The following is a 19,908-nucleotide window of genomic DNA, read 5'->3' on the forward strand; positions in this document are numbered from 1 at the left end:
TTTCTTGAGCACCACCGCGCTGCAACGCGCTCAAAAACCAGCCCTTGCCGGGCTTTTCCTGTCCGTCTTCCTCGCGATGCTCGACGCCCAGGTCGTCGCCACCGCGCTCCCCCGGATCGCCGCCGACTTCGGCACCACCGGGACCTACGCCTGGGTCACCACCGCCTACCTGCTCGCCGGGAGCGTCACCGCTCCCCTCTACGGCAAGCTCGGCGACGTCTTCGGCCGCAAGCGCGTGCTCCTCGGCGCGCTCGCCCTGTTCCTGCTCGGTTCGCTCGCCTGCGGGCTCGCGCCGTCGGCCGCGACGCTGATCGCCGGGCGGGTTCTGCAGGGCGCCGGCTCCGGGGGCCTCTTCGTCTCCGTCGGTGCTTCGCTCGGCGAGATGTTCTCGCCCCGCGAAGGCGCGAAGTACTTCGGGTGGTTCTCGATCTGCTTCGCCGTCGCGTCGCTCGCCGGGCCCGTGGCTGGCGGGCTGCTCACCGGTGTCGCCGGGTGGCGGTCGATCTTCCTCGTCAACCTGCCGCTCGGCCTGGTCGCCGTCGCACTTCTGCGGAAACTCGACCTGCCGAGACGACGGCGGGAAGCGCCCTTCGACTTCGCCGGCGTCGTCCTGCTCGGCGGCGCCATCACCGGGTTCACCCTGCTCACGCCGTGGTCGGTCGCGCTCGGTGCCGTCGCGGCCGTCTTGTTCGTGCTCGTCGAACGCAAGGCCGAAGCTCCGGTCCTGCCGCTGAGACTCTTCAGAGACCGGACGTTCACCGTCTCCGTCGTGCTCAGCGTGTTCGCCGGGTTCGCCTTCCTCGGCTCGGTCAACTACATCGCCGTCCTCCTCCAGCAAGACGCCGGACCGGCCGAAGGCGGGCTCCTGCTCGCACCCATGACGCTCGCCGTGGCCGCGTCCTCCGTCGTCGCGAGCAAGGTCATCACCCGCACCGGCCACTACCGCTGGGCCCCGCGGCTCAGCATGGCGCTCGGACTGCTCGCCGTCCTCGGCCTGCTCACCGTGAAAACACTCCCGGCGATCGTCGCCTGCCTGGTCGTCTTCGGCCTCGCGGCCGGGCTCAATCTGCAGGTCCTGGCCCTCGCCACGCAGAACACCGCGCCACCCGAAGACCGTGGCGCGGTCGCCGCCGGCGTCAACCTCGCCCGCGCGCTCGGCTCGAGCCTCGGCCCGGTCGCGCTCGGCTTCGCCTACTCCGCCGGCACCCACGGCGTCTTCCTCGCCCTGCTGCCGGTCCTCGCGCTCGCCCTCGTCACGGCGTTCGCGCTCCCCCACGTCCCGCTCAAGACAGGAAACTCCCGATGATCTTCGTCCTCGGCGCCACCGGCAAGGTCGGCCGCGCCCTCGTCCCCGCCCTGCTGGACGCCGGCGCCGCCGTCCGCGCGCTGACCCGCGACCCGGCCAAGGCCCGCATCGATCCGCGCGCCGAAGTCGTGCAAGCCGACCTCGACACCGCCAATCTGCCCGCGCTGTTCGACGGCGCGGACCGCGTTTTCGTGCTCACCCAAGGCGCTCACCGCGAAAGCGCCGTCGCCGAAGCGGCCGCGCGGGCCGGCGTCACCCACCTCGTCAAGCTGTCCACCACCGGTGTCCACTTCGGACAGACGGACCCGATCACCCGCGCCCACGCCGAAGCCGAGCAGGCGGTCCGCGAAGCCGGTCCCGCCTGGACGATCCTGCGGCCCGGCGCGTTCATGGACAACCGGTTCGCCTGGCTCGGCTCGATCCGCGACGAGAACGCCGTGTACGTGCCCGAAGGCGACCCCGCCTCCGCGCTGGTCCACGTCCGGGACATCGCCGCGGTCGCGACGCTCGCCCTCACGACGTCCGGCCACGAAGGCGCGACCTACGAGCTCACCGGCGGCGAAGCCCTCACCACCGGACAGCAGGTCGCGATCCTCGCCGACGCGATCGGCCGTCCGGTTGAATTCGTCGAAGAACCGGAAACCGCCGCGCGGGAACGCATGGTGCGCCGATTCGGCTGGCCCGCCGCGGCCGTCGACGGGTTCTTCGCCCTGAAAAGGGAATCCGCCGCGCACGAACACATCGTCTTCGACACCGTCGGGCGCCTGCTCGGCCGGCCGCCGCTGACCTTCGCGAAATGGGCACGTGAGAACGCGGCCGCCTTCACCTACCATTACGGGGGGTGACAGCGGGGAGGTGACCGGATGGGTCTGCGCGTGCTCGTCGTGGACGACCACCCGTTGTTCCGGTTCGGCGTGTGCACGCTGCTGGACGCCGAGCCCGAGATCGAAATCGTGGGCGAGGCGGCCAGCGGCGCCGCGGCGATCGAGGCCGCGGGCGCGCTGCTGCCCGACGTCGCGGTCATGGACCTGCACCTGCCCGACCTGTCCGGGATCCAGGCGACCCGGCACATCGCGGCCGTGAGCCCGGACACCGGCGTGCTGATGCTGACGATGGCCGACGAAAGCGAGTCGGTCTTCGCGGCGATGCGCGCCGGTGCCCGCGGCTACCTGCTCAAGGACGCCGAGCCGGACGAGATCATCCGCGCCGTCCAGGCCGTCGCCCGGCGGGAGGCCATCTTCGGCCCCGACATCGCGAACCGCGTGCTCGGCTTCTTCAACCAGCCGCCGCCCACGAGCGAGCCGGTGTTCCCGGAGCTGACCGGGCGCGAGCGCGAGGTCCTGTCCCTCATCGCGGCCGGGCACAGCAACGGCGTCATCGCGAACACTCTCTGCCTGAGCCCGAAAACCGTCCGTAACCACATTTCGAACGTTTTCGCGAAACTGCACGTCGCCGACCGCGCGGAAGCGATCGTCCGGGCCCGCGACGCGGGACTCGGCCGGTCCTGACGGGCACCCCACCGGGCAATTCGGGACGCCGGTCCCATGCGCTCGGGACACCTTTCCGGGCACTGTGGGAAGGGTGAGGGGTGGAAACCCTCGCACCGTTCGAGGGGAATGGGTGACGATGTTCGAATCCGACAGGACGCCGGTGGTGGTCCGCGCCACCGATCCGATCCTGCACAACGGCGTCTGCATGGCGCTGCGTTCGCGCGACGAAGTCCGGGTGGTCGACGGGGAGGCGGCCGACTCGGCCATGGTCGCACTGCTGGTCGCCGACCGGCTCGACGAGACGATGACCCAGCTGCTGTCCGCGCTGCACCACCAGGGCTTCACCCGCATCGTGCTGGTCGCGGGCGAGGTCGACGACAACGAAATCCTCAACGCCGTCGAGCACGGGGTCTGCGCGGTCGCCCGCCGCGCCGACGCCGGGCCGGAGGTGCTCGTCCGGCTGATCAAGGCGGCCGCGGCCGGGGAGGGCGCGCTGCCGCCCGACCTGCTCGGCCGGCTGCTGAGCCGGGTGTCCCGCCTGCAGCGCCAGGTGCTCCAGCCGCGTGGCCTGCACCTGGGCGGGATGAGCAACCGGGAGACCGAGGTGCTGCGGCTCGTCGCGGCGGGGTACTCGACGCAGGAGATCGCCGACCAGCTGTGCTACTCGCAGCGCACGGTGAAGAGCATCCTGCACGACGTGACCAACCGGTTCCAGCTGCGCAACCGATCGCACGCGGTCGCGTACGCACTGCGTGAAGGGTTGATCTGACCCATGATCGCCCAGGTCGACGAGGCACTGTGCCGGCTGCTGCGGCCCCGCTTGCCGTCGGGGACGCAGATCCGGCTCGACCCGCCGAAACCGGCCTGGCAGACGGAGTCGCAGGTGCGGAGCGTGGAGCTGTTCCTCTTCGCGCTGCGCGACGCCGTCGGGGAGGGAAACGAGGGGGAAGGGAAGCGCGTGGCCCGGCGCTGCGCGCTTTCCTACCTCGTCACGGCGCGGGCCGGGGCGGTCCAGGACGAACACGCCCTGCTCGACGCGGCGCTGCACGCAGTCCTCGACGCCGGGCAGCTGCCCGCGGAAAGCGCTTCCCCAGTGCGGATGTCCTTGGCCGCAACGGATCCGACGGGACTGTGGACGAGCCTGGGCATGCCTGCGCGAGCCGCGTTCGTCCTGCTCGTCACGGCCGACGCCGACTAACGCGGGACGCGCTCCGCGGGCCACCGCACCTCGGGCACGTCACTCGGCCGCGGCACCTTGAGGAAGAGGCTGAACACCGCCGGCCGCCGGTTCGACAGCTCCAGCCGGCCGCCGTCCGCTTCCACGAGGGCACGCGCCAGTGCCAGCCCGACGCCGGTCGACCCGCCGCCCGAGAAGCCGCGCTCGAAGATGTGCGGGGCCAGCTCGTCCGGCACGCCGGAACCGGTGTCGCTGACCTCGATCACGACCGTGCCCTCGGCGTCGCCGCGGCGGGCGGCCACCGTGACCGTGCCCGAACCGTGGCGCAGGGCGTTGTCCAGCAGCACCCCGACCACCTCGCGCAGGCGCCCCGGGGTCGCGCGGGCCATCAGGCCGTCGGCCACCCGCATCCGGAGGTTGCGGCCTTCCGCGCGGAGCAGCTCGCGCCACTCCTGCGCCATCTCGGGCAGCTGGTGGGGCAGGTCCACCGGCTCCGCGCCGACCTCGCGCGCGGCACGGGCCGCCGCCAGCAGCTCGTCCAACGCCTCGGCGAGCCGGTCGGCCTGTTCCTGGGCGGCCTTCGACTCGTCGGCCACCTCTTCGTCCGGGTGCACGGTCAGCGGTTCCAGACGCAGCTGCAACGCCGTCAGCCGGCTGCGCAGCTGGTGCGAGACGTCGCCGACGAGCTGGCGCTCCCGCTGCACGAGCTGGGCGAGCGCCGTGCCCGACGCGTCCAGTGCCTCGGCGACCATGTCGAGCTCACCGACGCCGTAGCGGCTCGGGTCGGGCCGGAAGTCGCCGCCGCCGAGGCGGGACGCGCGTTCGGCCACGTGCCGCAGGGGCTTCGCGAGCCGCCGGGCCGTCGCGATGGCGACCACCGCGCCGGTGCCGACCGACAGCAGCACCAGCAGCACGACGACCAGCGTCACGGTCGTCTGGCGCTCGTGCATCGGACCGGCCGGGACGGCGATCGCGACCTTGCCGTCGCGGGCCAGGTCGGCCGTCTCGGCCACGGTCCGGGGCCCGGGGTCGTTGCCGTAGCGCTTCTCCTGCTGGTTGGGGACCTGCACGGTGAGCAGGCCGTTCGCCGGGACCGCCGCGCGCACCTGGTCGAGGTCGATCGCCTGGCCGTTGGCGATCTCGGTGTCGAGGATCGCCGCCGCCGCGCGGGCGTTCTCGGCGAGCGTCTCGCGGTAGCTGGACTCGATCTGCCAGCTCGCCACGATGCCCAGCGGGATGCCGAGCACCGCCGCGGTGACGGCGACGGCCAGCAGGATGGCCAGCAGGATGCGGCGGCGCACGGCTTATTCGGCGTTGAACCGGAAGCCGACGCCGCGGACGGTCGCGATCCGCCGCTCGCCGTCGTGGGCCTTGCTGGTGCGCCCGGCGGCTTCGTCGGCGGCGATCGAGAGCTTCCGCCGCAGCCACGACATGTGCATGTCGAGGGTCTTGGACGTCTTCGACTCGAGGTCGTTCCAGACCTCGGCGAGGATCTCGTCGCGGCTGACGACCTGCCCGGCGCGGCTCATCAGGACGCGCAGCAGCTCGAACTCCTTGTTCGCCAGCTGGACCTCGTGCAGGTCGACGGTGACCAGCCGCGCGCCGAGGTCCATCCGCACCCCGCCGGCCTCCAGCACCTCGGGCACCCGGCGGCGCAGCAGCGCGCGGATCCGGGCGAGCAGCTCGGCGAGCCGGAACGGCTTGGCGACGTAGTCGTCGGCGCCCGCGTCCAGGCCGACGACGAAGTCGACCTCGTCGGTCCGGGCGGTGAGCATCAGGACGGGCAGCTCGGTGCCGTTGGCGCGCAGGCGGCGGCAGACCTCGAGCCCGTCCATGCCGGGCAGCCCGAGGTCGAGCACGAGCAGGTCGACCTTCTGGGCGGCGGTGGCGTCGAGGACCGAAGGGCCGTCGGTGACGACGTGGATCTCGTATCCCTCGCGTTCGAGGGCGCGGGAGAGCGGTTCGGCGATGGCCGGATCGTCTTCGGCAAGTAGGACCATGCTCACCTGGCCAACTCTACGGCGCGCGGGCGTGAAAACATCGTGACCGTGCCTGGCTACGAAGATGATCTGGCCCTCGCCACCCGGCTGGCCGACGCCGCCGACGCGATCACGACGGCGCGGTTCCGCGCCCTGGACCTGGCGGTGGAGCGCAAGCCCGACCGCACGCCGGTGACCGACGCGGACACCGCGGTGGAGGACGCGATCCGTGCCGTGCTCACGGAAGAACGCCCGGACGACGCGGTGCTCGGCGAGGAGCGCGGCGGCTCGGCGGCGACCGGCCGGGCGTGGGTGCTCGACCCGATCGACGGCACCAAGAACTTCCTCCGAGGTGTACCCGTCTGGGCGACCCTCATCGCCCTCGTGGAGGACGGTGCCCCGGTCGTCGGCATGATCAGCGCGCCGCTGCTGGGCCGCCGCTGGTGGGCGGCTTCGGGCGCGGGCGCGTTTTCTTCCGACAGCGCGGGGACGCGACAGCTGTCGGTTTCGAAGGTTTCGTCCCTTTCGGACGCTTATCTGTCCACTACGGACTTGAACTCGTGGACGGAGTACCACTCGCGCGAGAAGTACCTCGGTCTGGTGGACGCGTGCTGGGAGACCCGCGCGTTCGGCGACTTCTGGCACCACGTGCTGGTGGCCGAGGGAGCACTGGACGTCGCGGCGGAGTGCATCGTGAACCCGTGGGACGTCGCGGCGGCGCAGGTGATCGTCACCGAAGCGGGCGGGCGGTTCAGCGACCTCGACGGCGTGGCGAAGTACGACAACGGCAGCGCGCTGTCGACGAACGGCCGCCTCCACGACGACGCCTTGGCGATCCTCAAGCGCTGAAGCCGTCGTGAGTGAGGAACAGTGTTCTAACCCTGTTCCCCACTCACGACCCGGGCAGCAGGCCGACGGCGCCGCGGGCGACCTGCGCCCAGGCCAGCCGGCCGAAGAGGTAGTGGCACGCCACCTGTTCGCTGGTGAACCGCGCCCAGTCGTAGCGGTTGCCCTGCTCCCGCCAGAAGACCTCCCACGCCTCGTCCTCGCCCTGCATCAGGCACCAGGCGTTGTCGACTTCGGCGCCGAGCGAGACGACCTCCGGCGGCACGCCCAGCACGCCGAGCCAGCGCTGGATCGACTGGGTGTTCATCAGTCCTCTTCCTGCTTGGCCTCGGCGAGGTAGCCGAGGGTCACGAGCTCGTCGGCCGCCAGCAGCGAGCGGTACCGCGTACCCCCGCCGACCTGGCCGAACCAGTTCGCGGTCTCCGCGCGCCACATCGGCACCGCGCGCACGACGACGTACCGGCGGTACTCGGCGTCCAGCATCCCGGGCGGCAGCGAGCGTTCCGCGAAGGGCGTGCCGTCGGCGAAGAACACGCGGCCGTGCGCCGGGCCGAAGCGGTCGAGCACGATGTTCATCGGGACCATCACCGGGTCGCCGTGGTCGACGCAGCCTTCGGGGTAGTAGTCGCCCGGCGGCCACGCGTATTCGGGCCCGAGCTCGCTGTGCCCGACGACGAACCGGCGGATCCACACCGCCTGCGTCGCGTGGGCGTACGGCACGTACCCGTCGGTCAGGTGCCGGGGCACCGGCCGCGAGGGCGCCGTCGGCGACCGGCGGAACCCGGCGGTGACGTTGGTGAGCGCCTGGTCGTCGAAGATCAGCCGGGCGTCCGGGTGGTCGTTCGGGCCGAAGCCGTCCGGGTCGTCGGGCAGCGGCAGCTGCAGCGCCGGCTTGTCCATCGCCACCGGCAGGTGCCCGATCGGGAACATGTGCACCAGGAACAAGGCGACAACGCTTTCCCGTTCCGTGCGCGGCGAACCGAGCGGCGGCAGCGGCGCCGGCGAACCGGGGCTGAGCGGCGGGCCCGCGACCGGCGGTGGCGGCGCGACCGGTGCGGGAGCCGACACCGGAGCCGGCGGGGCCGGGGGCAGCGGGAACGGCGGCAGCAGCGGCGACACCGCGTGCGGCCACGCCGCGGGGTTGCCCGAGGGCGGGGTCGGCGCCTCCTCGAAGGCACCGGAATCCGCAGGCCCGTATTCGGGCAGCCGGATCGGCCCCGTGTCGAGGTCGGCCTCGACCGGTTCGGAGCCCGCCTCGGAAGGCTCGGTCACACCCATCCTCCGGCTCGGTCGGTGCCCGCGGGCACACATCGTTCGACGCGGCCGCGGTGCTGCCGGTCCCCCTTGATACCGCACCTGTCCGGCGCGGGTGCGGGCGAGGTCAGCTCAGCGCGGCGACCACGCGGGACGGGCTCGGGCGGCCGAGCTGTCCCGCCATCCAGGTGCTGGCCGCCACCAGCGCGTCCAGGTCGGCTCCGTGAGCGATACCCAGCCCGTCGAGCATCCACACCAGGTCTTCGGTGGCCAGGTTCCCGGTCGCCGACTCGGCGTACGGGCAGCCGCCGAGCCCGCCCGCCGAAGAGTCCACAGTCGACACTCCACATCGGAGCGCCGCGAGCGTGTTGGCGAGAGCCTGACCGTAGGTGTCGTGGAAGTGCACGGCCAAAGTACCGACATCGCCGAACAGCCCGATCAGGTTCTCCACCTGGCCCGCGGTCGCGACGCCGATGGTGTCGCCCAGCGAAAGCTGCGAGCACCCCATGTCGAGCAGGCGTCGGCCGGCGTCGGCGACCTGCTTGGCCGGCACGGCGCCTTCCCACGGGTCGCCGAAGCACATCGAGAGGTAGCCGCGCACCTCGACGCCCGCCTCCCGCGCCCGCGTCACGACCGGCTCGAACATCGCGAACTGCTCGTCCAGTGTCGAGTTCAAGTTCTTCTGCGCGAACGTTTCGGTCGCGCTGGCGAAGATCGCGATGTGCTCGACGCCGGCGTCGAGGGCCCGGTTGAGGCCCTTCTCGTTCGGCACCAGCACGGGGTAGCGGACGCCCGCGCGACGATCCAGGCCGGCGAGCAGCTGATCGGCGTCGGCCAGCTGCGGCACCCACTTCGGGTGCACGAAGCTGGTCGCCTCCAGCGTCGTCAGGCCCGCGCCCGCGAGCCGGTCGAGGAACTCCAGCTTGACCTCGACCGGGACGATCGTCTTCTCGTTCTGCAGGCCATCCCGCGGGCCGACCTCCCAGATCGTCACGCGCTCGGGCAGTTCGTTCGAGGAGGGGACCCGCTCGGGCAGGCCCAGTTCACGCGTGCCCATCAGCGGCGTCGATCGCCGCGCGGCGGGTGCCCGCCCTGGGGCGGCAGCGGCGTGGTCTGCTGGGGCTGCTGCTGCTGGGTGCCCGGCCGGTAGTCGTCGTACGGGTTGTCGTTGACCTCGCGGTAGATGACCGTGTGCACCTTCTCGACGTGCGGGATGTCCTCGAACCGCAGCGGCTCGTCCGACGCCGACTCGATGATCAGGGTGCCGCAGCCGAAGACCCGGTCGAGCAGGCCGTGCTCGAACTGGACGCTGTTGATGCGGCCCATCGGGATGTCGATGCCGGTGCGCTTCAGCACGCCCTCGCGGGCGATGAGGCGGTCGGTCGTCACGATGAAGTGGGTGGTCCGCCAGCGGACGAGCGGCGCCAGGAACAGCCACACGATCAGCACGAGGGCGACGACCCCGATGGCGATCAGCCCGACCGTGTTCCACGGCGAGCCGGCGTCCTTCGCGAGGATCGCCAGCCAGATGCCGGCGCCCAGGGTGACCAGGAACGCGAGCGTCGGGAAGATCAGCATCTTGAAGTGCGGGTGACTGTGCACCACGACGTGCTCTTGCTCGCTGAGCAAATCGTCCGGATAAGCCACGGCGGACGCTCCCAAGGTCGGTGCGGCGGTGTCGCCTCACCGTACCGGCGAGACGCCCGGCCGGTGAGTGCAACGCCCCGAAGAATCAGGCCGGGCGGACGTGCACCACGTCACCCGCGAACACGGTGTGCCGCTGGCCGCCCGCCATGTCCACCTGGAGCTGGCCGGCGGCGTCGATGTCGGCGGCGCGCCCGGTGAGCGACGTGCCGTCCGGCAGCTGCACCTCGACGTCCTGGCCGAGGGTCGCGCAGTGGGCGCGGTAGTCGCCGAGCAGGCCCGCTTCGGTGAGGTCGCCGCCCGCCAGGCGCCAGCGCCGCTCGAGGTCGTCGAACTCGGTGAGCAGCGCGATCGCGACGTCGGTGCGGTCGGTGTTGGTGGCGCCGAGCTCGGCGAGCGACGTCGCGGGCAGGCCGCCCGCGCCCGGCTGGACGTCGCCGAGCGGCAGGACGTTGAGGCCGACGCCGAGCACGATCGACGGCGGGTTCCCGGCGACGGCCTCGGCGAGGATCCCGGCGCACTTGGCCCCGCCGGAGAGGACGTCGTTGGGCCATTTGAGCGCGGCGTCCACCCCGACGGACGCCGCGGCCGCCCGGACGGCGAGCCCGGCGACCACGGAGAGTGAACCCAGCGCCGTGAACGGGACCTCCGGCCGCAGTGCGACGCTGAGGTACAGCCCGGCGCCCTTCGGGGAGCTCCACTGACGCGCCCGCCTGCCCACCCCCGCGGTCTGCTCTTCGGCCAGCAGAACGGTCCGGTCCTCGGCGCCGTCTTCGAGGGCTTTCCGCAGGTCGGCGTTGGTGGAGCCGGTGCGCTCGACGACGTCGATCTTCGCGTACCGATCCTTCAGGGCCGAGGTGAGGCGAGCAGCGTCGATCTCAGTCATGTGTCCACCATATGAGAGTCCCCCTAACGTGCAAGCTACTCAGTCGTTCACCAAGAGGTGCGCTCTTCTAAGTTGGAACCCGTGACGACCAAGCCGACCTCCTGGGCTCGTGGCGCGGCCTTGCGCGGCCTCGTCGCGCTGCCGCTCGTCGCGGGTCTGGTCACCGCGGGCTGGCTGCTGGCCGACCGGTCGCCCGAGCCCGCGCCGGCGGCCGCGCTGCCGGTGGCGCGCGACGCGGCTTCGGGCCCGTCGGTCCTCGAAGTCAGCGCACCGGTGAAGGCGCAGGAACCGGGCCAGGGCGCGTCCGGCCAGGGCGGCAAGAGCCCGCTTCAGCAATGGGCCGACCAGCTGGCCGGGCCGTTGGACATCCCGGCGGACGCGCTGATCGGCTACGCGAACGGCGAACTGGCGCTGCGGAGCGAAGACCCGTCGTGCCACCTGTCGTGGGTCACGCTGGCGGGCGTCGGCGCGGCGGCGTCGAACCACGGCCGCGGCGGCGAGAACGTTCTCGGTCTGACGGCGGCACAGAACAAGAAGTACGGCGGCGAGGCCCCGATCGCGGCCGGCCGCGCGCTGTGCGCGGGCGGCACGGACCTCGGCGCGGGCCCGGGCTGGTGGAAGGCGATCGCGGCCTACCACCCGGGCAGCGACACGGAGCTGTTCCGCCAGCGCGTCCTCGGCATGGCCCAGCTGTACGCGACGCTTTCCCTGGACCCGGCGTCGGCTTCATCGCCGCGCGTCCAGGCGACGCGGTTCGCCTTGGGCCAGCTCGGCCTCCCGTACGTGTGGGGCGGCAACGGCCCCGACGCGGGCGCGGCGGGCTTCGACTGTTCAGGGTTGACGAAGGCGTCGTACGACAGCGCGGGGGTGTCGTTGCCGCGGACGGCGGACAGCCAGTTCCGCGCGCTGCCGCCGGTGCCGGCTTCGCAGGAGCCGCGCCTGGGCGACCTGGTGTTCTACGGCAGCCCGGCGACCCGCATCCACCACGTGGGGCTGTACCTGGGCAACGGCTTGATGATCAACGCGCCGACCGAGGGCCAGGCGATCCAGATCCACACGTACCACTCGAAGGGCGACGACTACGCGGGCGCGGGCCGGCCCGCCTGAGTCAGCTCACCCATCGCCTGAGCCAGCAGCGCGGCCTCGTCCTCGGGCAGCGACTGCCCCAGCCGCACCATCTGCACCGCGGTCAGCAGCGCCGTCCGGTCCTCCGCCGTCCCGAGGTCCCCGAGGTACGCCGGCAGCAGCACCCCGAGCGCCCGGAAGTCCTTGCGCTCGCACAACTTGCCCAGCAGCTCGGTCAGCGCGTCGTCGTCCTTCGGCGCCGGGCGCAGCGCCGCCGCGATCGTGAACCGCATCCCGTCGCGGTACGGCCCGGCCGGCGCGTCCTCGAGCCGCCCGGCCGCCTGCCGGTAGTGCTCCCGCGCGCGGTCGGGGTTCCCGAGTTCTTCGTGTGCACGGGCCAGGTTCAGGTGCAGCGACGGGTAGAACCCGCGGACCCGCTCGTCGCCCACGCGGTCGGCCCGTTCCAGGCACTCCTGGTTCCAGCGCAGCACGTCCTCGGGGGTCGTCTGGTGCCGGGCGAGGTAGTGGGCCGCAACGCAGGCGCCGTAGTCGTCGGTTGCCGCGTCCCATGCCTGCCGGAACAGCGCGTGGGCGTCGTCGTTCCGGCCCGCCGCTTCGGCCTGCATGCCCTCCGCGCACAGGCGCACGACCGCGTCGTCGAGATCCATGGCGCCCATTTTGTCGGTGGTGGCCGCTAGCGTCGAGGCATGTTCGAAGTCGACTTCGTCGAGTTCCCGTCCACGTCGGCCACCGCGTCCGGCGAGTTCTTCGCGCGCGCCTTCGGCTGGGAGGTGACGCCGTACGGCCCGGACTACACGGACGTCCGGGCCGCCGGCCCCACGTTCGGCTTCCAGTCGGACCAGGCGGAGCAAGCCCGCGCACCGCTGGTCACGATCCGCACGGACGACCTGGCGGCGGCCCGCACCGCGATCGAGGCGGCCGGTGGTGAGGTGACGAAGGAACCGTTCGCCTTCCCCGGCGGCCGGCGTTTCCACTTCCGCGAGCCGGGCGGGAGCGAGCTGGCGGTGTGGTGCCCGGAATAGCTACCTGGCCAGCGCTTCGACGTAACCGGCGGCCCCACCGCCGTAGTAGGTCGCGGGATCACCCGGTTCCAGCGGCAGGCCGAGCGCGAACCGCGTCACCAGATCGGGGTTCGCGACGAAGTGCCGTGCGTACGAAACGGCGTCCGCGATCCCGGCCTCGACCACGGCATCGCCGGAGGCGCGGTCGAAACCGTTGTTCACGATCAGCGAGCCGCGGAACAGCCGCCGATACCGGGCGAAGCCGGCGAAATCCGGTCCGGTGTCGGGCCCACGGAGATGGAGGTAAGCGATATCGAGTGAAGCCACCAGGTCGTCGTACTCGGCGCGCAACGGATCGTCCACAGTGAACAGTCCGCCGGTCCACCACGGCGAAAGCCGTACCCCGACGGCGATCCCAGCCGCGCGCACAGCGTCGACGACCTCCAACAGCAGCTTGCTCCGGGATCGGCCGTAGGCGTCGGTGCGCCGGTTCAGCCGCGGGTGCAGGAACTGCGCGAGCAGGTACACGCCGTTGGCGGCCAGCTCGACACCGTCGAAGCCGGCGCGTCGCGCGTTCTCCGCCGCGTGGGCGTAGTCCGCGACGACCGCCTGGATTTCGGCCGTGCTCAACTCGCGCGGGGTCACGGTCGGCCGTCGGCCGGACGCGGTGTGCACGATTTCCTCCGGGTCGACCGCCGACGGCCCCGCCGGCCGTTCGCCGAGGAAGTCCGCGTGGGACACCGCACCGGTGTGCCACAGCTGCGCCACGATCCGGGCGCCGAGGGCGTGCACGACGTCGGTGACCGGCCGCCACCCGGCGACCTGGTCGTCGGTGTACAACCCGGGAACGCCTTGGAAGCCGACGGCCTTTTCGCTCACCCAGGTGCCTTCGGTGACGATCAGCCCGGCGCCCGCACGTTGCGCGTAATACGCGGCCTGCAGTTCGCCTGGCACTCCGTCCGGGACGCGCGCGCGAGTCGTCGGCGCGAGCACGACGCGGTTCGGCAGGCGCCACGCGCCCAGGTCGGCAGGGGTCAGCAAGCTCATCGGTCACCTCTGGTCGCCGGGATTCGTCGGGAGTGCGACGGTGGGTGCGGGCGAAAGGTGACCGATGGACGAGCTGGCCGGGGAGTTCGAGGCCGAACGCGGCAGGCTGCGCGGGCTGGCGTTCCGGATGCTCGGCTCGCTGCCCGAGGCGGACGACGCCGTCCAGGAAGCCTGGCTGCGCCTGAACCGCGTGGACGCGGTCGACAACCTGGCGGCCTGGCTGACGACGGTCGTGTCCCGCGTCTGCCTCGACGTCCTGCGGTCGCGGAAGGCCCGCCGCGAGGACCCGTTCGAGGTCGTGCCGGAGCCGGCGGCCGACGCGGATCCCGCGGGCGAGGTCGAGCTGGCCGACTCGGTGGGCCGCGCGCTGCTCGTCGTGCTGGACGCGCTGGGCCCGGCCGAGCGGATCGCGTTCGTGCTGCACGACCTGTTCGCGGTGCCGTTCGAGCGGATCGCGCCGGTGCTGGACCGCACGCCGGTCGCGGCGAAGAAGCTCGCGAGCCGCGCGCGGCAGCGGGTCCGGGGCACGTCCCCGCTGCCCCCGGCCGACCTGGCCAGGCACCGCCGGGTGGTCGACGCCTTCCTCGCCGCGGCCCGCGGCGGCGACCTCGACGAGCTCCTGGACGTGCTGGCGCCCGACGTCGTCCGCCGCGCCGACGCGGCCGCGTTGCCGGCCGGCGCGGCCCTCGAAGTACGTGGGGCGCGGGCGGTGGCGCAGGAGACGCAGGTGTTCGGGAAACGGGCTCACTTCGCCGAAGCAGCCTTGGTGGACGGCGCGGTCGGTGTCGTCGTCGCCCCGCGCGGCCGGCTGCTGCTCGCGCTCGCCGTGGCGGTCGAAGGCGAGCGGGTGGCGGCGTACGAAGTGGTCGCCGACCCCGCCCGCCTGGCCGCGCTGCACGTCACGCTCCTCGCGTGACCCGGTAGGACAGGTGCGTCACGCCGGTGCCCTCGACGACCTCGGGGCCGGTCAGCGCGATGGTCTTGTCCAGGTTGTCGAAGAAGCGGACGCCTTCGCCGAGGAGCACCGGGATCAGGTCGACCTGGATGCCGTCGAGCAGCCCGAGGTTGAGGCACTGCTGCGCGATCGTCGTGCTGGCGACGGCGACGTTCTTCTCGCCGGCCACCTTCTTGGCCTGCTCGACGGCGCTTTCGAGGCCGTCGGTGACGAACGTGAACGGCGCTTCGGGGTGCGGCCAGTCCGCAGGCTCCTCGTGGGTGACGACGAAGACCGGCACGCCCATCGGGTGCGCGCCGCCCCAGCCCTGGGTGAGGGTGAAGAGGCGGCGGCCGGTGATCAGCGCGCCGACGTTGGCCATGGCATCGCGAAGCATCTTCGCGCTGGCTTCGGAGGTCTTGAAGGTCGCCCACTCGACGGCGGTGGGGACCTCGACGTCGCCGTTGCCGAACCACCCGAACAGGTGGTCGACGCGGTCCTCGGCGTCGGCCACGAAGCCGTCGAGGGACATGGACATGTTGGCGATGACGTCGGCCATTTCTAGCTCCTTTGCGCTGGTCAGAGGCGGTTTGCCTCGATGGGGAGAAGTCTTCCGCGCCGCCCCGGCCGGAAGATCTGCCACCTGGCCGACATCCGGCCGCGGGTGGCCGATGCCTTGACAGCCGACGCGGTTCCGGCGACCATGAACGTGTGTTCATGAACGCGTGTTCACCACGGAGGAGATGGGGATGACCGGGATCGTCAACACCGCGCAGGCCGAGGCGTGGAACGGGTACGAAGGGGAGCACTGGGCGTCGCACGCGGACCGCTACGACGCCGTGAACAGCGGGTTCAACGGCTACCTGGTCGACCGGATCGGTGCCGACGACCGGGTGCTCGACATCGGCTGCGGCAACGGCCAGCTGACGCGGCTGGCGGCGGCCCGGGCCCGGTCCGCGACCGGGGTCGACCTGTCCGGGCCGATGCTGGCGACCGCGCGGGCCCGCGCGGCGGAGGTGCCGAATGTGACGTTCGAGCAGGGGGACGTCCAGGTGCACCTGTTCGCCGAAGGCGGGTTCGACCTGGCGGTCAGCCGGTTCGGGGTGATGTTCTTCGCCGACCCGGTGGCGGCGTTCGCCAACGTCCGGCGGGCACTGAGCCCCGGCGGGCGGCTGGCGTTCCTGTGCATGACGGCACTGGCGGGCACCGACCTCGGCCGGGTGTTCGGTGCGCTGGCCGAGTACCTGCCCCAGCCGACGGGACCGGACGGCAGCGGGCCGACGTCGTTCGCGGACCCGGACCGCACGAAGGCGGTCCTGACCGAAGCCGGCTTCTCGGACGTGGTGTGCACCCGCGTCGAGGCCGACCAGGTCTGGGGGCACGACATCCCGGACGCGGCCCGGTTCATCGGCGACTGGGGTCCGGTCCGCCACCACCTCGCCATGGTCGACGGCGAGACGGCGGCCAAAGCTACCGAAGCCCTGACGGCGGCGCTGGCGCCGTACGCGGGCCCGGAGGCGGTCCGCCTGCGCGGAACGGCGTGGCTGGTCACGGGAAGGAGGTCGTGAGGCCCTTACGATGGCGGTGATGTCACCGAGGAAAGCCGCGGCGCAGCGGGACGGCCAGTCGCTGCACGACCTGCTGGTCGAGACCGCCCAGAAGATGATCGCCACGCACGGGACGACCGGGATGACCGTGCGCGAGATCGCGCGCATGGCGGGCGTCGCCGACGGCGTGCTCTACAACCACTTCTCCGACAAGGAGGAGCTGGTGGCCCGGGCCTTGCTGGAGCACGTGCGCACGACGGAAGCGGAACTGGGCGACCTGCCGGTGGCGGGCGAAGGCACGGTGGCGGGGAACCTCCGCCGCCACCTGGAGTTCGGGCTGGCGCTGCACAAGGTGATCGTGCCGGCGTTCAGCGGCCTGCTCGGCCAGCCGAGGGTGCTGGAGCGCTTCGCGGAGATCAGCGAGCGATCGGGCTACTGGCGCGACCGCCTGCTGACGTACCTGAAGGAGGAGCGAGCCCTCGGCAGGCTCCGACCGGAGTCCGAAGTGGACGCGGCAGCGGCGATGCTGGTCGGCTACTGCCACGCCGCGGTACTGGCGGCGGTCTTCCCGCACACGGGCCCCGTCGACCCGCCGACGGCGGACTCGGTGGTGCGGGCGATGCTCGAGGGCATCGCGCCGTAGCGGGCACCCGACCAGCCGGCCTCGCATCAATGTCCGTCCTTTGTGGAGTACTCGACACCAACACCACCATTCGCCGAAAAAGAAGGGAAAGACCGATGGACTCTGCCGCGATACCCTCGCGGTATGGACGACGTCGAGGTCCGTGAGCTGCGGTACTTCCGCGCGGTCGCCGAAGAGCTGAACTTCTCCCGCGCCGCCGAGCGGCTCGGGATGGCGCAGCCACCGCTGTCGCGCGCGATCCGGTTGCTGGAGCGGCGGCTGGGCGTCCAGCTCTTCGAGCGGACCAGCCGGCACGTCGAGCTGACGCCGGCGGGGAACGTCCTGTTCACGGAGTCGGCGAAGGCGCTGGACGCGGTCACGAACGCCGTCCGGCGGACCCGGCGGGTGGGTCAGCAACCGCCGGCGCTCGTCGTCGCCGCGAAACCCGGGGTGGCCACCGAACTGCTGCGCCGGATCGCCGACGCGTTCCCGGGCCCGGTCGAGATCCGGGCCAGCGGGTTCGGCGAGCAGGTGCACATGCTGCGCGACGGCCGGGCCGACGTGGCTGTCGTCGGCTGCCCGGGCGACCACGGCGCCCTGGACGTCGAGGTGCTGTTCACCGAGCCGCGCGTGGCCGCGTTGTCCTTCCGGCACGAGCTGGCCGGCCGGTCCGCGCTCACCTGTGCGGACTTCGCCGGGCGGCCGACACCGTGCTGGCCGGAGGCGTCGGCCGCGGACCGGGCTTACTGGTCGGGCCAGGACGTGACCGGCCGCCCGGTCACCCCGGGGCCGGTGGTGCGCGACAGCTCCCAGCTGCTGGAGACGGTCGCGCTCGGGCAGGCGATCGCGCTGCTGCCGGTCTCGTTCGCGGAGGAACACCAGCGGGCCGACGTCGTCTACCGCCCGGTCGGCGACGCGACGCCGTACTCGCTCGCCCTCGCCTGGCCAGCGGGCGCGCGGGACGTGCGGATCGCGCGGTTCGTGCGCACCGCCGTCGAGGTCAGCGAAGCACAACCTCGACCGGGAGCCGTCCCGACGGGGTGACCGAGCGGCCCACCGGGCGACCTGGTCCGGCCCCTCGCCGCCTACCTGGACGCGGCGTCGTCGATCGCCGAGACCGCTACGGCGCTCGGCGTGCACCGCCACACCGTGGCGGCCCGGGTCGCGAAGATCGAGAGCTGCTCGGCGTCGACCTGTCCCGGATCACGGACCGGCGTGGAACAGCGCCCAGGCTACGAGAATTCAGCCTGCCTGGGCCGCCAGTTCGCCGCGGAACGTCGACCGGTACGCGCTCGGCGACACCCCGAGTGCGGCCTGGAAGTGCTGGCGCAGCGACGCCGCCGTGCCGAACCCGGCCTCCGCCGCCACGCGGTCGACCGGCAGGTCCGACTCCTCCAGCAGCTGGCGGGCGCGCTCGATCCGTTGCTGCGTCAGCCATTGCAACGCCGAGATGCCGACCTCCTCGCGGAAGCGGCGGGTGAACGTCCGGGTGCTCATCGCCTCGCGGGCGGCCAGCTCGCGCAACGTCAGCGGCCGGTGCAGGTTCTCCAGCGCCCACGCGCGCGCCGCCTTCGTCGACGACGTGCGCGGCTCCGGCACCGGCCGCCGGACGAACTGGGCTTGACCGCCTTCGCGGTGCGGGGAGACGACCGTGCCGCGGGCGACGTCGTTGGCGACGGCCGCGCCGTGGTCGTGGCGGATCATGTGCAGCACCAGGTCGATGCCCGACGCGACACCCGCCGAGGTCAGGACGTTGCCGTCGTCGGTGTAGAGCACGTGCGGGTCGACGTCGACCTCCGGGAACCGGCACTGGAGCTCGTCGGCGGAGCGCCAGTGGGTGGTCGCGCGGCGGCCGTCGAGGAGGCCGGCCGCGGCGAGCACGAACGCGCCGGTGCAGATCGACGCGATGCGCGCGTCCGCCCGGATCCGTTCCAGCGCGGCGGCCAGCGGCGGGGTCAGCACGTGCGCGAGTGGTTCGTACTCGGCGCGCGACGCGGGGATGATGACGGTGTCGGCCTCGGCCAGCACCTCCGGCCCGCGGTCGATCGGGATGGCGAAGTCCGAGTCGGTGCGGACCGGCCCGGGTTCGAGAGCGCAGGTCACGACCTCGTACAACGGCTCGCCCGACGCCGAGCGCGCCTGCCCGAACAGCCGGTGGACGATGCCCAGCTCCATCACGAGCATGCCGTGCCGCACCAGCACGGCGACGTGGTGGCGGTCCGGGTGCTCGAATTCGGCCATGGCTCGATTCTTCCACATGTTGGCTATCAGGCCACTCGATCGAGCGGACGGCCCGCGTGACCATCGAGGTCATGAACGTGTTGTGGGTATTCGCGCATCCCGAACCGCGCTCGCTGAGCGGCGCCCTCCGCGACGACGGCGTCCGGACGCTTCGCGAGTTCGGTCACGACGTCCGCGAGTCGGATCTGTACGCGATGAAGTGGAACCCGGTGGTCGACGCGGCCGACTTCGGCGCCGAGGCCGGGGACGAGCGGCTGATCGTCGGAGCGACGTCGGCCCGCGCGCACGCGAACGGCGAACTGTGCCCGGACATCGTGGCGGAGCAGGAGAAACTCGACTGGGCGGACGCGCTCGTCGTGCAGTTCCCGCTGTGGTGGTACGGCCTGCCGGCGATCCTGAAGGGCTGGTTCGACCGGGTGTTCGTGAAGGGTTTCGGTTACGGCGTCCGCGCGGAGGACGGCCGCACGTTGCGTTACGGCGAAGGCCGGCTCGCGGGCAAGCGCGCGATGGTGGTGCTCACCGCGGGAGCCCGCGAGCCGGCCATGGGGCCGCGCGGGGTGAACGGCGCACTGAACGACACCTTGTGGCCGCTGCAGCACGGAACGCTGTTCTACGCGGGGATGTCGGTCCTGCCGCCGGTACCGGTGTACGGCGCCGACCGGATGCCGGCCGAGCAGTTCGCCGAGGCCCGGCAGCTACTGCGCACGCGCCTGCGAACGCTGGAGACGACGGACCCGATCCCGTTCCGCACGCAGAACGGCGGCGACTACGACGACGACCTGGTCCTGCGCCCCGAGCACGCCCAAGGCGCGACGGGCCTGGCCATCCACCTCACGCAGGCAGGGTGA

24 protein-coding genes are annotated in these 19,908 nt (G+C 72.2%); 13 read left to right on the forward strand and 11 right to left on the reverse strand.

The annotated features are described in order from the left end of the window. Positions 1-4 precede the first annotated feature (4 nt). From ACIQWX_RS00745 to ACIQWX_RS00765, 5 genes are all read left to right on the forward strand, one after another. A complete protein-coding gene (locus ACIQWX_RS00745; protein WP_400863739.1) occupies positions 5-1,306 on the forward strand; it encodes an MFS transporter in 1,302 nt (433 codons plus the stop codon). Further along, positions 1,303-2,151, forward strand: coding sequence for an NAD(P)H-binding protein (locus tag ACIQWX_RS00750; RefSeq protein WP_400863742.1), 849 nt, complete (start codon positions 1,303-1,305; stop codon positions 2,149-2,151). Before ACIQWX_RS00745 ends, ACIQWX_RS00750 begins: the two co-directional genes overlap by 4 nt. Positions 2,152-2,169: 18 nt before the next feature. Beyond that, on the forward strand, positions 2,170-2,814 hold the full coding sequence (locus ACIQWX_RS00755; protein WP_400863745.1) for a response regulator: 645 nt from the start codon (positions 2,170-2,172) through the stop codon (positions 2,812-2,814). Between the two features lie 118 nt (positions 2,815-2,932). Next, positions 2,933-3,565, forward strand: coding sequence for a response regulator transcription factor (locus ACIQWX_RS00760; protein WP_400869330.1), 633 nt, complete (start codon positions 2,933-2,935; stop codon positions 3,563-3,565). A gap of 3 nt (positions 3,566-3,568) precedes the next feature. Next, positions 3,569-3,994, forward strand: a complete 426-nt coding sequence (locus tag ACIQWX_RS00765) for a Pvc16 family protein (RefSeq protein WP_400863747.1) — start codon at positions 3,569-3,571, stop codon at positions 3,992-3,994. On the opposite strand, the gene ACIQWX_RS00770 is transcribed toward ACIQWX_RS00765, so the two are convergent. Together ACIQWX_RS00770 and ACIQWX_RS00775 are read right to left on the reverse strand one after the other, a co-directional pair. Beyond that, positions 3,991-5,274 (reverse strand): ATP-binding protein, encoded by a 1,284-nt coding sequence (locus ACIQWX_RS00770; protein WP_400863750.1) that lies wholly within the window; start codon positions 5,272-5,274, stop codon positions 3,991-3,993. The two genes, ACIQWX_RS00765 and ACIQWX_RS00770, sit on opposite strands and share 4 nt — an antisense overlap. 3 nt (positions 5,275-5,277) lie before the next feature. Beyond that, complete coding sequence (locus tag ACIQWX_RS00775; protein ID WP_400869332.1) at positions 5,278-5,973, reverse strand: response regulator transcription factor; 696 nt, start codon at positions 5,971-5,973, stop codon at positions 5,278-5,280. A gap of 42 nt (positions 5,974-6,015) precedes the next feature. Here ACIQWX_RS00775 and hisN point away from each other — a divergent pair, with 42 nt between their 5' ends. After that, positions 6,016-6,801, forward strand: a complete 786-nt coding sequence (gene hisN, locus ACIQWX_RS00780) for a histidinol-phosphatase (RefSeq protein WP_400863753.1) — start codon at positions 6,016-6,018, stop codon at positions 6,799-6,801. A gap of 43 nt (positions 6,802-6,844) precedes the next feature. Here the strand turns inward: hisN and ACIQWX_RS00785 are convergent, their stop codons facing one another. From ACIQWX_RS00785 to ACIQWX_RS00805, 5 genes are all read right to left on the reverse strand, one after another. Further along, positions 6,845-7,105: a hypothetical protein gene (locus tag ACIQWX_RS00785; RefSeq protein WP_003105220.1), complete on the reverse strand. Its 261-nt coding sequence runs from the start codon at positions 7,103-7,105 to the stop codon at positions 6,845-6,847. Next, positions 7,105-8,070, reverse strand: coding sequence for a TNT domain-containing protein (locus ACIQWX_RS00790; RefSeq protein ID WP_400863756.1), 966 nt, complete (start codon positions 8,068-8,070; stop codon positions 7,105-7,107). The genes ACIQWX_RS00785 and ACIQWX_RS00790 overlap by 1 nt, the downstream gene beginning before the upstream one ends. Before the next feature lie 109 nt (positions 8,071-8,179). Further along, a complete protein-coding gene (locus ACIQWX_RS00795) occupies positions 8,180-9,109 on the reverse strand; it encodes a hydroxymethylglutaryl-CoA lyase (protein ID WP_400863759.1) in 930 nt (309 codons plus the stop codon). Then, on the reverse strand, positions 9,109-9,699 hold the full coding sequence (locus ACIQWX_RS00800; protein WP_400863761.1) for a PH domain-containing protein: 591 nt from the start codon (positions 9,697-9,699) through the stop codon (positions 9,109-9,111). The genes ACIQWX_RS00795 and ACIQWX_RS00800 overlap by 1 nt, the downstream gene beginning before the upstream one ends. An 85-nt stretch (positions 9,700-9,784) precedes the next feature. Further along, on the reverse strand, positions 9,785-10,582 hold the full coding sequence (locus ACIQWX_RS00805) for a biotin--[acetyl-CoA-carboxylase] ligase (protein WP_400863763.1): 798 nt from the start codon (positions 10,580-10,582) through the stop codon (positions 9,785-9,787). An 81-nt stretch (positions 10,583-10,663) separates the two neighbouring features. Between ACIQWX_RS00805 and ACIQWX_RS00810 the strand changes: the two genes are divergently transcribed. Further along, the gene (locus tag ACIQWX_RS00810; RefSeq protein WP_400863766.1) at positions 10,664-11,689 is read left to right on the forward strand and encodes a C40 family peptidase; all 1,026 of its coding nucleotides are present in this window, start codon (positions 10,664-10,666) and stop codon (positions 11,687-11,689) included. Here the strand turns inward: ACIQWX_RS00810 and ACIQWX_RS00815 are convergent. Then, on the reverse strand, positions 11,662-12,315 hold the full coding sequence (locus ACIQWX_RS00815; RefSeq protein ID WP_400863769.1) for a tetratricopeptide repeat protein: 654 nt from the start codon (positions 12,313-12,315) through the stop codon (positions 11,662-11,664). The genes ACIQWX_RS00810 and ACIQWX_RS00815 overlap by 28 nt on opposite strands. A 39-nt stretch (positions 12,316-12,354) precedes the next feature. Between ACIQWX_RS00815 and ACIQWX_RS00820 the strand changes: the two genes are divergently transcribed. Next, complete coding sequence (locus ACIQWX_RS00820) at positions 12,355-12,690, forward strand: VOC family protein (protein ID WP_400863771.1); 336 nt, start codon at positions 12,355-12,357, stop codon at positions 12,688-12,690. Here ACIQWX_RS00820 and ACIQWX_RS00825 read toward each other — a convergent pair whose 3' ends face one another. Beyond that, the gene (locus ACIQWX_RS00825; protein ID WP_400863774.1) at positions 12,691-13,716 is read right to left on the reverse strand and encodes an alkene reductase; all 1,026 of its coding nucleotides are present in this window, start codon (positions 13,714-13,716) and stop codon (positions 12,691-12,693) included. A gap of 64 nt (positions 13,717-13,780) precedes the next feature. On the opposite strand from ACIQWX_RS00825, the gene ACIQWX_RS00830 reads away from it, so the two are divergent. After that, positions 13,781-14,632 (forward strand): sigma-70 family RNA polymerase sigma factor, encoded by an 852-nt coding sequence (locus ACIQWX_RS00830; protein WP_400863777.1) that lies wholly within the window; start codon positions 13,781-13,783, stop codon positions 14,630-14,632. On the opposite strand, the gene ACIQWX_RS00835 is transcribed toward ACIQWX_RS00830, so the two are convergent. Then, positions 14,616-15,209, reverse strand: coding sequence for a dihydrofolate reductase family protein (locus tag ACIQWX_RS00835; protein WP_400863779.1), 594 nt, complete (start codon positions 15,207-15,209; stop codon positions 14,616-14,618). The two genes, ACIQWX_RS00830 and ACIQWX_RS00835, sit on opposite strands and share 17 nt — an antisense overlap. 190 nt (positions 15,210-15,399) lie before the next feature. Here ACIQWX_RS00835 and ACIQWX_RS00840 point away from each other — a divergent pair, with 190 nt between their 5' ends. From ACIQWX_RS00840 to ACIQWX_RS00850, 3 genes are all read left to right on the forward strand, one after another. Continuing rightward, positions 15,400-16,218 carry a class I SAM-dependent methyltransferase gene (locus tag ACIQWX_RS00840; RefSeq protein ID WP_400863781.1) on the forward strand — a complete coding sequence of 273 codons (819 nt, stop codon included), beginning with the start codon at positions 15,400-15,402 and terminating at the stop codon, positions 16,216-16,218. Between the two features lie 10 nt (positions 16,219-16,228). Next, the gene (locus tag ACIQWX_RS00845; RefSeq protein WP_400863784.1) at positions 16,229-16,840 is read left to right on the forward strand and encodes a TetR/AcrR family transcriptional regulator; all 612 of its coding nucleotides are present in this window, start codon (positions 16,229-16,231) and stop codon (positions 16,838-16,840) included. Between the two features lie 123 nt (positions 16,841-16,963). Then, complete coding sequence (locus ACIQWX_RS00850) at positions 16,964-17,863, forward strand: LysR family transcriptional regulator (RefSeq protein WP_400863786.1); 900 nt, start codon at positions 16,964-16,966, stop codon at positions 17,861-17,863. A 198-nt stretch (positions 17,864-18,061) separates the two neighbouring features. On the opposite strand, the gene ACIQWX_RS00855 is transcribed toward ACIQWX_RS00850, so the two are convergent. Further along, on the reverse strand, positions 18,062-19,060 hold the full coding sequence (locus tag ACIQWX_RS00855) for a GlxA family transcriptional regulator (RefSeq protein ID WP_400863789.1): 999 nt from the start codon (positions 19,058-19,060) through the stop codon (positions 18,062-18,064). A gap of 71 nt (positions 19,061-19,131) precedes the next feature. Between ACIQWX_RS00855 and ACIQWX_RS00860 the strand changes: the two genes are divergently transcribed. Then, the gene (locus ACIQWX_RS00860; RefSeq protein WP_400863792.1) at positions 19,132-19,908 is read left to right on the forward strand and encodes an NAD(P)H-dependent oxidoreductase; all 777 of its coding nucleotides are present in this window, start codon (positions 19,132-19,134) and stop codon (positions 19,906-19,908) included.

The organism is Amycolatopsis sp. NPDC098790 (assembly GCF_044759945.1).
Taxonomy (GTDB): domain Bacteria; phylum Actinomycetota; class Actinomycetes; order Mycobacteriales; family Pseudonocardiaceae; genus Amycolatopsis.

Coding starts and splice junctions, on each gene's coding strand:
- ACIQWX_RS00750 (WP_400863742.1), top strand. CDS start 1,303: ATGATCTTCGTCCTCGGCGCCACCGGCAAGGTCGGCCGCGCCCTCGTC.
- ACIQWX_RS00755 (WP_400863745.1), top strand. CDS start 2,170: ATGGGTCTGCGCGTGCTCGTCGTGGACGACCACCCGTTGTTCCGGTTC.
- ACIQWX_RS00760 (WP_400869330.1), top strand. CDS start 2,933: ATGTTCGAATCCGACAGGACGCCGGTGGTGGTCCGCGCCACCGATCCG.
- ACIQWX_RS00765 (WP_400863747.1), top strand. CDS start 3,569: ATGATCGCCCAGGTCGACGAGGCACTGTGCCGGCTGCTGCGGCCCCGC.
- ACIQWX_RS00775 (WP_400869332.1), bottom strand. CDS start 5,973: ATGGTCCTACTTGCCGAAGACGATCCGGCCATCGCCGAACCGCTCTCC.
- ACIQWX_RS00785 (WP_003105220.1), bottom strand. CDS start 7,105: ATGAACACCCAGTCGATCCAGCGCTGGCTCGGCGTGCTGGGCGTGCCG.
- ACIQWX_RS00795 (WP_400863759.1), bottom strand. CDS start 9,109: ATGGGCACGCGTGAACTGGGCCTGCCCGAGCGGGTCCCCTCCTCGAAC.
- ACIQWX_RS00805 (WP_400863763.1), bottom strand. CDS start 10,582: ATGACTGAGATCGACGCTGCTCGCCTCACCTCGGCCCTGAAGGATCGG.
- ACIQWX_RS00815 (WP_400863769.1), bottom strand. CDS start 12,315: ATGGATCTCGACGACGCGGTCGTGCGCCTGTGCGCGGAGGGCATGCAG.
- ACIQWX_RS00820 (WP_400863771.1), top strand. CDS start 12,355: ATGTTCGAAGTCGACTTCGTCGAGTTCCCGTCCACGTCGGCCACCGCG.
- ACIQWX_RS00825 (WP_400863774.1), bottom strand. CDS start 13,716: ATGAGCTTGCTGACCCCTGCCGACCTGGGCGCGTGGCGCCTGCCGAAC.
- ACIQWX_RS00830 (WP_400863777.1), top strand. CDS start 13,781: ATGGACGAGCTGGCCGGGGAGTTCGAGGCCGAACGCGGCAGGCTGCGC.
- ACIQWX_RS00835 (WP_400863779.1), bottom strand. CDS start 15,209: ATGGCCGACGTCATCGCCAACATGTCCATGTCCCTCGACGGCTTCGTG.
- ACIQWX_RS00840 (WP_400863781.1), top strand. CDS start 15,400: ATGACCGGGATCGTCAACACCGCGCAGGCCGAGGCGTGGAACGGGTAC.
- ACIQWX_RS00845 (WP_400863784.1), top strand. CDS start 16,229: ATGGCGGTGATGTCACCGAGGAAAGCCGCGGCGCAGCGGGACGGCCAG.
- ACIQWX_RS00850 (WP_400863786.1), top strand. CDS start 16,964: ATGGACGACGTCGAGGTCCGTGAGCTGCGGTACTTCCGCGCGGTCGCC.
- ACIQWX_RS00855 (WP_400863789.1), bottom strand. CDS start 19,060: ATGGCCGAATTCGAGCACCCGGACCGCCACCACGTCGCCGTGCTGGTG.
- ACIQWX_RS00860 (WP_400863792.1), top strand. CDS start 19,132: ATGAACGTGTTGTGGGTATTCGCGCATCCCGAACCGCGCTCGCTGAGC.